This is a genomic window from Pseudocitrobacter sp. CD920760 (assembly GCF_057782505.1).
Window position 1 is genome coordinate 4,084,904 of the sequence record NZ_CM173490.1, and the last position, 13,169, is coordinate 4,098,072.

12 protein-coding genes are annotated in these 13,169 nt (G+C 54.7%); 11 read left to right on the top strand and 1 reads right to left on the bottom strand.

From position 1 onward, the window contains the following. The first annotated feature begins 137 nt into the window (after window positions 1-137). The 11 genes from nrdH (at window position 138) to emrB (ending at window position 12,485) form a co-directional block, all read left to right on the top strand. Entirely contained in the window at window positions 138-383 is a 246-nt protein-coding gene (nrdH, locus tag AC1MKH_RS19125; protein WP_015963319.1) for a glutaredoxin-like protein NrdH, read from the top strand. Continuing rightward, window positions 380-790, top strand: coding sequence for a class Ib ribonucleoside-diphosphate reductase assembly flavoprotein NrdI (gene nrdI, locus AC1MKH_RS19130; RefSeq protein ID WP_149461698.1), 411 nt, complete (start codon window positions 380-382; stop codon window positions 788-790). Before nrdH ends, nrdI begins: the two co-directional genes overlap by 4 nt. Then, window positions 763-2,907 carry a class 1b ribonucleoside-diphosphate reductase subunit alpha gene (nrdE, locus tag AC1MKH_RS19135; RefSeq protein ID WP_276222453.1) on the top strand — a complete coding sequence of 715 codons (2,145 nt, stop codon included), beginning with the start codon at window positions 763-765 and terminating at the stop codon, window positions 2,905-2,907. Before nrdI ends, nrdE begins: the two co-directional genes overlap by 28 nt. Before the next feature lie 10 nt (window positions 2,908-2,917). After that, window positions 2,918-3,880: a class 1b ribonucleoside-diphosphate reductase subunit beta gene (gene nrdF, locus AC1MKH_RS19140; protein WP_276222455.1), complete on the top strand. Its 963-nt coding sequence runs from the start codon at window positions 2,918-2,920 to the stop codon at window positions 3,878-3,880. A gap of 354 nt (window positions 3,881-4,234) precedes the next feature. Further along, window positions 4,235-5,437, top strand: a complete 1,203-nt coding sequence (gene proV, locus AC1MKH_RS19145) for a glycine betaine/L-proline ABC transporter ATP-binding protein ProV (protein ID WP_276222457.1) — start codon at window positions 4,235-4,237, stop codon at window positions 5,435-5,437. Next, window positions 5,430-6,488, top strand: coding sequence for a glycine betaine/L-proline ABC transporter permease ProW (gene proW, locus AC1MKH_RS19150; RefSeq protein WP_276222459.1), 1,059 nt, complete (start codon window positions 5,430-5,432; stop codon window positions 6,486-6,488). The genes proV and proW overlap by 8 nt, the downstream gene beginning before the upstream one ends. Before the next feature lie 68 nt (window positions 6,489-6,556). Continuing rightward, window positions 6,557-7,552, top strand: a complete 996-nt coding sequence (gene proX / locus AC1MKH_RS19155; protein WP_276222461.1) for a glycine betaine/L-proline ABC transporter substrate-binding protein ProX — start codon at window positions 6,557-6,559, stop codon at window positions 7,550-7,552. 219 nt (window positions 7,553-7,771) lie between these two features. Further along, window positions 7,772-8,953: an MFS transporter gene (locus AC1MKH_RS19160; RefSeq protein WP_327622004.1), complete on the top strand. Its 1,182-nt coding sequence runs from the start codon at window positions 7,772-7,774 to the stop codon at window positions 8,951-8,953. Between the two features lie 144 nt (window positions 8,954-9,097). After that, the gene (mprA, locus tag AC1MKH_RS19165; RefSeq protein WP_015963311.1) at window positions 9,098-9,628 is read left to right on the top strand and encodes a transcriptional repressor MprA; all 531 of its coding nucleotides are present in this window, start codon (window positions 9,098-9,100) and stop codon (window positions 9,626-9,628) included. A gap of 129 nt (window positions 9,629-9,757) precedes the next feature. Continuing rightward, window positions 9,758-10,930 carry a multidrug efflux MFS transporter periplasmic adaptor subunit EmrA gene (gene emrA / locus AC1MKH_RS19170; protein WP_276222463.1) on the top strand — a complete coding sequence of 391 codons (1,173 nt, stop codon included), beginning with the start codon at window positions 9,758-9,760 and terminating at the stop codon, window positions 10,928-10,930. 16 nt (window positions 10,931-10,946) lie between these two features. Further along, window positions 10,947-12,485: a multidrug efflux MFS transporter permease subunit EmrB gene (emrB, locus tag AC1MKH_RS19175; protein ID WP_276222465.1), complete on the top strand. Its 1,539-nt coding sequence runs from the start codon at window positions 10,947-10,949 to the stop codon at window positions 12,483-12,485. Between the two features lie 115 nt (window positions 12,486-12,600). Here emrB and luxS read toward each other — a convergent pair whose 3' ends face one another. Further along, window positions 12,601-13,116, bottom strand: coding sequence for an S-ribosylhomocysteine lyase (luxS, locus tag AC1MKH_RS19180; RefSeq protein WP_015963308.1), 516 nt, complete (start codon window positions 13,114-13,116; stop codon window positions 12,601-12,603). Window positions 13,117-13,169 lie beyond the last annotated feature (53 nt).

Consider the following 13,169-nt stretch of genomic DNA (forward strand, 5'->3'; position numbering starts at 1 on the left):
GCTTTTTTTGTTCAAACATCTATATATTGTATGGTTGAAGTTTTCAAAAACTACATCTAGTATTCCTTTCAGGTAACCACTCCCGGACCGACGCTCTTAACTGCGCCCTATTGTCATTTTAAATGGAAATACGAATCATGCGCATTACTATTTACACTCGTAATAACTGCATCCAGTGCCACGCCACCAAACGGGCAATGGAGAGTCGTGGCTTTGATTTCGAGATGGTCAATCTCGACCAGCATCCTGAGATGGCCGACACCCTGCGTGAACAGGGCTTTCGCCAGCTTCCGGTGGTGATCGCGGGGGAAACCCGCTGGTCCGGCTTCCGCCCGGATATGATCAATCGCCTGCGACCTGATGCCATTGCCGCTCACGCATGAGCCGCCTCGTCTACTTCTCCAGCAGCTCTGAGAACACGCACCGCTTTATGGTGCGTCTCGGGCTGCCTGCGATACGTATTCCGCTGAATGAGCGGGAGCGAATCCAGGTCGAGGAGCCGTACATTCTGGTCGTTCCCAGCTATGGCGGCGGCGGTACGGCAGGCGCAGTTCCGCGTCAGGTGATCCGCTTCTTAAATGACCCGCAGAACCGGGCGTTAATCCGTGGCGTGATTGCGGCGGGAAACCGAAACTTTGGCGATGCTTACGGCCGCGCGGGCGCGGTGATCGCTGAAAAATGCCACGTTCCCTGGCTCTACCGCTTTGAGCTGATGGGCACGCAACACGATATTGATACAGTGCGAAAAGGAGTGAGCGAATTTTGGCAACGACAACCGCAGAACGTGTAACCCAGGCCGTGCCTGACTATCATGCGCTTAATGCGATGCTGAATCTGTATGACCGGAACGGGCAGATTCAGTTTGAAAAGGACAGCGAGGCCGTAGATGCCTTTATGACCGCTCATGTTCAGCCGAACAGCGTCACGTTTAATGATGCAGAGGAGCGTCTGCGCTGGCTGGTCGCGGAAGGCTACTACGATGATGTCGTGCTTAAACGTTATCCACGCGCGTTTGTCACTGCGCTGATTAAACACGCGCACGCCAGCGGTTTTCGTTTCCAGACCTTCCTCGGCGCCTGGAAGTTTTACACCAGCTACGCGCTGAAAACCTTCGACGGCAAACGCTATCTGGAACACTTCGCCGACCGCGTTTGTATGGTGGCGTTAACGCTTGCCCAGGGCGACGAAGCGCTGGCCTGCCAGCTTACCGGTGAGATGCTTTCCGGTCGTTTTCAGCCCGCGACGCCGACCTTCCTCAACTGTGGTAAACAGCAGCGCGGCGAGCTGGTTTCCTGCTTCCTGCTGCGTATCGAAGACAATATGGAGTCGATTGGCCGCGCGGTGAACTCGGCGCTCCAGCTTTCTAAACGCGGCGGCGGCGTGGCCTTTTTACTGTCGAATCTGCGTGAATCCGGTGCACCGATTAAGCGCATTGAAAATCAGTCATCCGGTGTCATTCCGGTGATGAAAATGCTGGAAGATGCCTTTTCCTATGCCAACCAGCTCGGTGCGCGTCAGGGCGCGGGGGCCGTGTATTTACACGCGCATCACCCGGACATTTTGCGTTTCCTTGATACTAAGCGGGAAAATGCCGACGAGAAAATTCGCATCAAAACGCTCTCGCTTGGCGTGGTGATCCCCGATATCACGTTCCAGTTAGCGAAAGAAAACGCCGAAATGGCGCTCTTCTCGCCTTATGATGTCGAACGTCTGTACGGCAAACCATTTGGCGACATTGCCATCAGCGAAATGTATGCCGAGCTGGAAGCGGACACCCGCGTGCGCAAAAAATATATTAATGCGCGTGATTTCTTCCAGACGCTGGCCGAGATCCAGTTTGAATCCGGTTATCCGTACATCATGTACGAAGATACGGTGAACCGCGCGAACCCGATTGCCGGTCGCATCAACATGAGCAACCTGTGCTCGGAGATTTTGCAGGTTAACAGCGCTTCAACCTACGATGAGAACCTCGATTATGCCGCCACCGGGCATGATATCTCCTGTAATCTCGGCTCGCTGAACATCGCGCACACCATGGATTCGCCCAACTTTGGCCTGACCATCGCCACCGCAATACGCGGGCTGACGGCGGTATCCGATATGAGTCATATCCGTTCGGTGCCATCGATTGAAGCAGGTAACGCCGCCTCACACGCCATCGGCCTTGGGCAGATGAATCTGCACGGTTATCTGGCGCGGGAAGGCATCGCCTACGGTAGCCCGGAAGCGCTGGAATTTACCAACCTCTACTTCTACACCGTCACCTGGCATGCCCTGCATACCTCAATGCTGCTGGCGCGCGAGCGCGGGCAACGCTTCGCCGGGTTTGAGCAATCACGCTATGCCAGCGGCGAGTACTTTACGCAATATCTGGAAGGTGACTGGCAACCAAAATACGACCGTGTTCGCGCCCTCTTCCAGCGCTCAGGCATTACCTTACCGAGCCACGAAAACTGGCGGCAACTGCGCGAAGCGGTGATGTGTTACGGCATCTATAACCAGAATTTACAGGCGGTCCCGCCGACGGGGTCGATTTCCTATATCAACCACGCCACCTCAAGTATTCACCCGATAGTCTCGAAGGTGGAGATTCGCAAAGAGGGAAAAACCGGGCGTGTTTACTACCCTGCGCCGTTTATGAATAACGACAATCTGGCGTTCTATCAGGACGCCTACGAGATTGGCCCGCAGGCGATTATCGACACCTACGCAGAAGCGACGCGGCATGTCGATCAGGGGCTGTCATTAACGCTGTTCTTTCCTGATACCGCCACCACGCGCGATATCAATAAAGCGCAAATTTACGCCTGGAAGAAAGGCATCAAAACCCTCTACTACATTCGCCTGCGCCAGCTTGCGCTGGAAGGCACTGAAATTGAAGGCTGCGTGTCCTGCGCGCTGTAAGGAGAAAAGGATGAATCGTTTATCGCACGTCAGCGCCGTCAACTGGAACAAGATTCAGGACGATAAAGATCTGGAGGTGTGGAACCGCCTGACCAGCAACTTCTGGCTGCCGGAAAAAGTGCCGCTCTCCAATGATATCCCCGCCTGGCAGAGCCTGACGCCCGCCCAGCAGCAGCTGACCATCCGCGTGTTCACCGGCCTGACGCTGCTGGACACCATTCAGAATACGGTGGGTGCCCCGTCGCTGATGCCTGATTCGCTCACGCCACACGAAGAAGCGGTGATGTCGAATATCAGCTTTATGGAAGCGGTCCACGCCCGCTCCTACAGCTCGATTTTCTCGACGTTATGCCAGACGAAAGATGTCGATGCCGCCTACACGTGGAGCGAAGAAAACGGGCCGTTGCAGAAAAAAGCGCACCTGATGCTGGCGCGTTATCAGGCCAATGAGCCGCTGAAGAAAAAAATCGCCAGCGTATTTCTTGAATCATTCCTCTTCTATTCCGGCTTTTGGTTGCCGATGTACTGGTCGAGCCGGGGCAAGCTCACCAATACCGCCGATCTTATCCGCCTGATTATTCGCGATGAAGCCGTACACGGTTACTACATCGGCTATAAGTATCAGAAAGGGCTGGAGAAAGTGAGCGAAGCAGAGCGTGAAGCGCTGAAAGATTTTGCCTTCGATTTGCTAATGGACCTCTATGACAATGAACTGGCCTACACCGAAGCGCTTTATGTCGACAGCGGTTGGGTTGATGAGGTAAAAGCGTTTCTCTGCTACAACGCCAATAAGGCGCTAATGAATCTGGGCTATGAGGCGCTGTTCCCGGCAGAGATGGCCGAGGTTAACCCGGCTATCCTCGCCGCGCTCTCCCCTAACGCTGATGAAAATCACGACTTTTTCTCCGGATCAGGTTCCTCCTATGTGATGGGAAAAGCCGTCGAAACCACCGACGACGATTGGAATTTTTAATCACGTTTTCCGGCAAAAATAACCCTCATTTTTTGCCGGATTATTTTACGAATAACGCAATTAATCACACAAATATTTTCAGGTCATCTACACTGTTATTTACCGTTTCATTTCATCTGAATTTATCGCTTTCAGGTGAAATTTACGGTGGAAGAACGTAAAAATATCAGAAAAGTTCGAATTGCTCTCAGCCCTTATATCACGGGAAGCCCCGGCAATTCTCCCTTCCCATTTCGGCAAGCAGAATCCTCCCAAGGGTTGTCACAGAATCTCAGTATGTTAGGGTATACCCGTGTAATTATTTCCATCAGGAATCATATCGATATAAATAAATAACGGGAATTCTATTATTGCATGGCAATTAAATTAGAAGTGAAGAATCTTTATAAAGTATTTGGTGAGCATCCACAGCGCGCATTCAAATATATTGAGAAAGGCCTCAGCAAAGAACACATTCTGGAGAAAACAGGATTATCGCTTGGCGTTAAAGACGCCAGTCTGGCCATTGAAGAAGGCGAGATATTTGTCATCATGGGATTATCCGGTTCCGGCAAATCAACCATGGTACGCCTTCTCAATCGCCTGATTGAACCAACCCGCGGGCAGGTGCTGATTGACGGCGTAGACATCGCCAAAATCTCTGACGCCGAGCTTCGCGAGGTGCGCAGAAAGAAAATCGCGATGGTCTTTCAGTCGTTCGCCCTGATGCCCCATATGACCGTGGTCGACAACGCCGCTTTCGGCATGGAGCTGGCGGGCATTCCAACTGCCGAACGTCAGGAGAAAGCCCTGGACGCGCTGCGTCAGGTCGGGCTGGAAAATTATGCCCACTCTTATCCGGACGAACTCTCTGGCGGTATGCGTCAGCGTGTTGGTTTAGCCCGTGCACTGGCTATCAACCCCGATATCTTATTAATGGATGAAGCCTTCTCGGCGCTCGACCCATTAATTCGAACGGAAATGCAAGATGAACTGGTAAAATTACAGGCCAAACATCAGCGCACCATCGTCTTTATTTCTCACGATCTCGACGAAGCCATGCGAATTGGCGATCGCATCGCTATTATGCAAAATGGCGAAGTGGTACAGGTCGGTACACCGGATGAAATTCTCAATAATCCGGCGAATGATTATGTGCGCACCTTCTTCCGTGGCGTCGATATCAGCCAGGTATTTAGCGCGAAAGATATCGCCCGTCGAAGCCCGGCAGGAATTATCCGAAAAACGCCAGGATTCGGCCCGCGATCTGCCCTGAAATTATTGCAGGATGATGACCGTGAATATGGTTATGTCATCGAACGCGGGAATAAGTTTGTTGGGATTGTCTCCATTGATACGCTGAAAGCTGCCCTCAGCGCAGGCCAGGGAATTGAAAGCGCCTTGTTGGATCCGCCATTAGTGGTTGACGCAGAAACACCGCTCAGCGAATTGCTCTCTCACGTCGGCCAGGCACCGTGCGCGGTCCCGGTTGTTGGGGAAGAACAGCAGTACGTTGGCGTTATTTCTAAACGCATGCTTCTTCAGGCTTTAGATCGCGAGGTGACAAACAATGGCTGATCAATCCAATCCGTGGGATACCGCACCGGCGGCCGATAACGCCGCACAATCCGCCGACGCCTGGGGCAGCGCGCCTGCCGACGGCGGTGGCGGCGCAGACTGGCTGACCAGCGCACCCGCGCCGCAGCCAGAGCATTTCAATATTATGGATCCGTTCCATAAGACGCTGATCCCGCTGGATAGCTGGGTGACGCACGGGATCGACTGGGTCGTGCTGCACTTCCGCCCGCTGTTCCAGGGCATTCGTGTTCCTATCGATTACATTCTCAGTGCCTTCCAGCAGTTGCTGCTGGGGATGCCGGCACCGGTTGCGATTATCGTTTTCGCCCTGATTGCCTGGCAGATGTCGAGCCTCAGCATGGGTGTCGCCACGCTGGTGTCGCTGATTGCCATTGGCGCAATTGGCGCCTGGTCTCAGGCGATGATCACCCTCGCGCTGGTTCTGACCGCATTGTTGTTCTGTATCATCATCGGGCTACCGTTGGGGATATGGCTGGCGCGAAGCCCGCGAGCGTCGAAGATTATTCGCCCGCTGCTGGATGCGATGCAGACCACGCCAGCGTTCGTTTACCTGGTGCCCATCGTGATGCTGTTCGGTATCGGTAACGTTCCGGGTGTCGTAGTGACGATTATCTTCGCCCTGCCGCCAATTGTGCGTCTGACTATTCTGGGGATTAACCAGGTGCCGGCGGATCTGATTGAAGCCTCGCGCTCATTCGGTGCCAGCCCGCGTCAGATGCTGTTTAAAGTCCAGCTGCCGCTGGCGATGCCGACCATTATGGCGGGTGTGAACCAGACGCTGATGCTGGCGCTCTCTATGGTGGTTATCGCCTCGATGATCGCCGTGGGCGGCCTGGGGCAGATGGTTCTGCGCGGTATTGGCCGTCTTGATATGGGCCTTGCTACCGTGGGCGGCGTCGGGATCGTTATTCTGGCGATTATCCTCGACCGCCTGACGCAAGCCGTCGGCCGCGATTCCCGCAGCCGTGGCAACCGTCGCTGGTACACCACCGGTCCTCTGGGTCTGCTGACCCGTCCTTTCAGCAAGTAATCCTGTTTTTACCCGGCGCATTGCGCGCCGGGCTCTCAAACCTTACTCATCATAAAAAAGGAACAACGATGCGACATAGCGTAATGTTAGCCACAGCCTTCGCCACCCTTGTTTCCACCAGCACCTTTGCGGCGGATTTACCGGGCAAAGGCGTTACCGTACAGCCGATTCAGAGCACCATCACGGAAGAAACCTTCCAGACCCTGCTGGTCAGCCGCGCGCTGGAAAAACTGGGCTACACCGTCAATAAGCCCGATGAAGTCGACTACAACGTCGCGTACACCTCGCTGGCGTCCGGCGATTCCACCTTCACCGCCGTCAACTGGCAGCCGCTGCATGACGATATGTATGCCGCCGCCGGTGGCGATAAGAAATTCTACCGTGAAGGTGTCTTCGTGAACGGTGCGGCTCAGGGTTATCTGATCGACAAGAAAACCGCCGATCAGTATCACATCACCAATATTGAGCAGCTTAAAGATCCGAAAATCGCCAAACTGTTCGACAGCAATGGCGACGGCAAAGCAGATTTAACCGGCTGTAACCCAGGCTGGGGCTGTGAAGCGGCGATTAACCACCAACTGGACGCCTACGACCTGACCAAAACCGTCACCCACAACCAGGGTAACTATGCGGCGATGATGGCCGATACCATCACCCGCTACAAAGAAGGCAAACCGGTGCTTTATTACACCTGGACGCCGTACTGGGTAAGTGACGTGATGAAGCCGGGTAAAGATGTTGTGTGGCTGCAGGTGCCGTTCTCTTCCCTGCCAGGCGTGCAGAAAGACATCGATACCAAACTGCCGAACGGTGCGAACTATGGCTTCCCGGTTAGCACCATGCACATTGTTGCCAACAAAGTCTGGGCCGAGAAAAACCCGGCGGCGGCAAAACTGTTCTCTATTATGAAACTGCCGGTTGCTGACATTAACGCCCAGAACTCGATGATGCATGAAGGTAAAGCATCCGAAGGCGATATTCAGGGTCACGTTGATGGCTGGATCAAAGCGCACCAGGCGCAGTTTGATGGCTGGGTGAAAGAAGCACTGGCGGCGCAGAAATAACACCCTCACCCCTGCCCTCTCCCACAGGGAGAGGGAGAAAACCGGTGCAGGACGTGCAGATATGCACACTCAGTCCCCTCTCCCTGTGGGAGAGGGTTAGGGTGAGGGGCTTCCCCACAGAAACCGCACGTCTCGCCACTATTCATTTCACTTAATTCCCTCTGCTTCCGTTATTATTGGTAACATCAATAATAATCACCACGAAAATAATTTACCCCAATGACCAAAACCTCACACGGGCTGAGTCCCGCGCTGATTGTCCTGATGTCTGTCGCCACCGGGCTTGCCGTTGCCAGCAACTATTATGCGCAGCCGCTGCTCGAAGCCATTGCGCGCGCATTTTCTCTGAGTGCGAGCCAGGCGGGCTTTATCGTCACGGCGGCACAGCTTGGCTATGCGGCCGGGCTGCTGTTCCTGGTGCCGCTGGGCGACATGTTTGAACGTCGACGGCTGATTGTGGTGATGACCCTGCTTGCCGCTGGCGGGATGCTGATTACCGCCAGCAGTACATCGTTGGGAATGATGATTCTGGGTACCGCTCTGACCGGCCTCTTTTCGGTGGTGGCGCAGCTGTTAGTGCCAATGGCGGCCACGCTCGCTGCGCCGGAAAAGCGCGGCAAAGTGGTCGGCACGGTGATGAGCGGCCTGCTGCTTGGGATCTTACTGGCGCGCACCGTTGCCGGGCTGCTGGCAAGCCTGGGAGGCTGGCGCACCGTGTTCTGGGTGGCAAGCGTATTAATGGCGGTTCTGGCGCTCGCGCTGTGGCGGGGTTTACCGAAGCTCAGGCAGGAAAATCACCTGAGCTACCCGCGAATTCTGGGCTCAATTTACCATCTGTTTGCCCATAACAAACTTCTGCGCACCCGCGCGCTGCTGGGCTGCCTGACCTTCGCCAGCTTCAGCATTCTCTGGACATCCATGGCATTCCTGCTCGCAGGCGCGCCCTATCACTTCTCCGAAGGCACCATTGGTCTGTTCGGCCTGGTGGGTGCGGCCGGCGCGTTAGGCGCGCGTCCGGTGGGGACGCTGGCTGATAAAGGCAAAGCGCATCTGACCACCACGGTAAGCTTGCTGGCGCTGCTGCTCTCCTGGCTTGCTATCTGGTACGGGCAGGTCTCCGTGGCGGCGCTGATCGTCGGTATTCTGGTGCTCGATCTGATGATTCAGGGCGTCCATATCACTAACCAGACGGTGATTTATCGCGTGCATCCCGATGCGCGTAACCGTCTGACCGCAGGTTACATGACCTGCTATTTCATCGGCGGCGCGGCCGGGTCGCTGATTTCCGCTTCCGCCTGGCAACACGCAGGCTGGAACGGGGTTTGTCTGGTTGGCGCATGCATTACGCTGCTCAATCTGTTGGTGTGGTGGCGCGGCTACCGGCACCAGCCGCAGGAGTAATTCCCTGCACTGCTTGCACCGGGCTGCGGAACGGCCCGGCCTTCACTTTGATAGATTCGTCATATAAATTCGAATCAATAATTCATTTACTTTATTTGTCACCGTCGTTACTATATCGGCTGAAATTAATGAGGTTATGCCCAAATGGATAGTTCGTTTACGCCCATTGAACAAATGCTAAAATTTCGCGCCAGCCGCCACGAGGATTTTCCGTTTCAGGAGATTCTTCTGACTCGTCTTTGCATGCACATGCAGGGCAAGCTGCTGGACAACCGCAATAAGATGCTGAAAGCTCAGGGGATTAACGAGACATTGTTTATGGCGTTAATTACGCTGGAGTCTCAGGAAAATCACAGCATTCAGCCTTCTGAGCTGAGCTGCGCGCTGGGCTCGTCTCGTACCAATGCAACCCGTATCGCCGATGAGCTGGAAAAACGCGGCTGGATCGAGCGTCGTGAAAGCGACAACGATCGTCGTTGCCTGCACCTGCAGCTCACCGATAAAGGTCATCAATTCCTGCGTGAGGTTCTGCCTCCGCAACATCATTGCTTACACCAACTCTGGTCTTCTTTAAGCGCTGCTGAAAAAGACCAGCTTGAGCATATCACCCGGAAGCTCCTCACCCGTCTGGATCAGATGGATGAAGATGGCGTTGTCCTTGAGGCACTGCGCTAAGTCCGGATATCGCTCAATTATCCTGATTGATAACAGAAAACTGACAGGCCAGCAGATTAATCCCTGCTGGCCTTTCTGATAAACAGGTCGGCTCAGCCGATGTGAAATAATAAGATCGTGGAGAATAACATGAGCGCAAATGCGGAGAGTCAAACCCCGCAGCAACCGGCCAACAAGAAAGGTACGCGTAAGCGCGCCCTGATGCTGTTGACCTTGCTCTTTGTCATTATTGCTGTGGCATATGGGATTTACTGGTTTTTAGTACTGCGTCATTTTGAAGAAACCGATGACGCATACGTGGCAGGGAACCAGGTACAAATTATGGCGCAGGTGTCCGGCAGCGTGACGAAAGTCTGGGCCGATAACACCGATTTCGTACAAAAAGGCGATGTACTGGTGACGCTCGATCAGACCGATGCGCAGCAGGCCTTCGAAAAAGCGCAAACCGCGCTGGCGTCTACCGTACGTCAAATGCGTCAAACGATGATCAACAGCAAGCAATTGCAGGCGAGCATCGACGTGAAAAAAACCGCACTGGCGCAGGCGCAAACGGACTTAAACCGCCGTATTCCGCTAGGCAGTGCCAACCTGATTGGCCGCGAAGAGCTGCAACACGCGCGTGATGCCGTTGCCAGTGCACAGGCGGAACTCGACGTCGCTATCCAGCAATATAACGCCAACCAGGCGATTATTCTGGGGACGAAGCTGGAAGACCAGCCGACCGTCAAGCAAGCGGCGACAGAAGTGCGTAACGCATGGCTCGCCCTGCAACGTACCAAAATTGTCAGCCCGATGACCGGTTACGTGTCGCGTCGTGCCGTACAGCCTGGTGCGCAAATCAGCCCAACCACCGCGTTGATGGCGGTTGTTCCGGCGAACAATTTGTGGGTTGATGCGAACTTCAAAGAGACGCAGCTGGCGCACATGCGTATTGGCCAGCCGGTCACCGTTATCTCTGATATTTACGGCGACGACGTGGAATATCACGGCAAAGTGGTCGGCCTCGATATGGGGACCGGTAGCGCCTTCTCGCTGCTACCTGCGCAGAACGCCACCGGGAACTGGATCAAAGTGGTTCAGCGTCTGCCGGTTCGTGTTGAGCTGGACGAAAAACAGCTGGCGGAACATCCGCTGCGTATTGGCCTCTCCACGCTGGTGAAAGTGAATACCTCTAACCGCGACGGTCAGATCCTGGCAAGCCAGGTACGCACCAGCCCGGCTTACGAAAGTAACGCACGTGAAATCAGTCTCGATCCGGTCAACAAGCTGATTAACGACATCGTGCAGGCCAACGCCAACTGATCCCGGGGTGAGTGTAATGCAACAGCAAAAACCGCTGGAAGGCGCGCAACTGGTCATCATGACCATTGCGTTGTCGCTTGCGACTTTCATGCAGGTGCTGGACTCCACCATCGCAAACGTGGCGATCCCAACGATCGCCGGTAACCTTGGCTCATCATTGAGCCAGGGCACCTGGGTTATCACCTCATTCGGCGTGGCAAACGCCATCTCCATTCCGATTACCGGGTGGCTGGCGAAGCGCGTCGGTGAGGTGAAACTGTTCCTGTGGTCCACCGTAGCCTTTGCTATCGCGTCGTGGGCCTGCGGCGTCTCCAACAGCCTGGGCATGCTGATCTTCTTCCGCGTGATTCAGGGGATTGTTGCCGGGCCGCTTATCCCGCTGTCGCAAAGCTTGTTGCTCAGTAACTATCCGCCTGCGAAACGCTCTATCGCGCTGGCGCTGTGGTCGATGACCGTTATCGTTGCGCCGATTTGTGGGCCTATCCTTGGCGGGTATATCAGCGATAACTATCACTGGGGCTGGATCTTCTTCATCAACGTGCCGATTGGTATCGTGGTGGTGCTGATGAGTATTCAGGCGCTGCGTGGGCGTGAAACGCGTACCGAACAGCGTCGTATCGACGGTATTGGTCTGGCGCTATTGGTTTTGGGTATTGGTAGCCTGCAGGTGATGCTCGACCAGGGGAAAGAACTCGACTGGTTCAACTCCACCGAGATCATCGTGCTGACCATTGTGGCGGTGGTGTCGCTAAGCTTCCTGATCGTCTGGGAACTGACTGACGATAACCCGATAGTCGACCTCTCGCTCTTTAAGTCGCGAAACTTTACCATCGGCTGTTTATGTATCAGCCTGGCCTATATGCTCTACTTCGGCGCAATCGTTCTGTTGCCGCAGCTATTGCAGGAAGTGTACGGCTATACCGCGACGTGGGCAGGGCTGGCTTCTGCGCCGGTGGGCGTGATACCGGTGATTCTGTCGCCGATTATCGGTCGCTTTGCGCATAAGCTCGACATGCGTCGTCTGGTCACCTTCAGCTTTATTATGTATGCGGTCTGCTTCTACTGGCGCGCATACACCTTCGAGCCGGGGATGGATTTCGGCGCGTCGGCCTGGCCGCAGTTTATCCAGGGTTTCGCGGTGGCGTGCTTCTTTATGCCGCTGACGACCATTACGCTCTCCGGTTTGCCGCCTGAGCGTCTGGCCGCGGCGTCGAGTCTGTCGAACTTTACGCGTACGCTGGCGGGCTCTATCGGGACGTCTATCACCACAACGTTATGGACCAACCGGGAATCGTTGCACCATGCGCAGTTAACGGAGTATGTGACGCCGTATAACCCGGATTCTCAGGCGATGTACAACCAGCTTGAGGGGATGGGCATGTCGCAACAGCAGGCTTCGGGATGGCTGGCGCAGCAGATAACCAACCAGGGGCTGATTATCTCGGCGAACGAGATATTCTGGGTGTCGGCGGGGATATTTATTATTCTGCTGAGTCTGGTGTGGTTTGCCAGACCGCCATTCGGTGCCGGAGGCGGCGGCGGTGGCGCGCACTAATATGTCGATATAAAAAAAGGGCCGATGGCCCTTTTTTGTTGCCCGGTGGCGCTTCGCTTACCGGGCCTACGTTGTCCGTAAGATCATGTTGGCCGGATTAACCGGCACAACCAAACTAAATGTGCAATTCCTGTAACTTCTCTTTCGGCAGCGCCAGCTCATCGTTGCTGTTCACACGCACGTCGCGGTCGAGAATGTGGCGCGCGATGTCCTGCGCTTCTGCCAGGGAGTGCATCTGATACGTACCGCACTGGTAAACGTTCAGTTCCGGGATCTGATTCTGATCCTGAACCTTCAGGACGTCTGCCATTGCCGCTTTCCACGCATCCGCCACGCGCTGTTCATCCGGCGTACCAATCAGGCTCATATAGAAACCAGTGCGGCAGCCCATCGGGGAGATGTCGATGATCTCAACACCGTTACCGTTCAGGTGATTACGCATGAACCCGGCAAACAGGTGTTCCAGCGTGTGAATGCCCTTTTCCGGCATCACTTCTTTGTTCGGCACACAGAAGCGCAGGTCAAAAACGGTAATCGCGTCACCATGCGGCGTGTTCATCGTTTTGGCTACACGGACGGCTGGGGCTTCCATACGGGTGTGATCGACAGTGAAGCTATCTAACAACGGCATTTCGTAACCTCCGGTGTATCCCTCATCCTCGGCATTTTATTTTTTCATCGTAA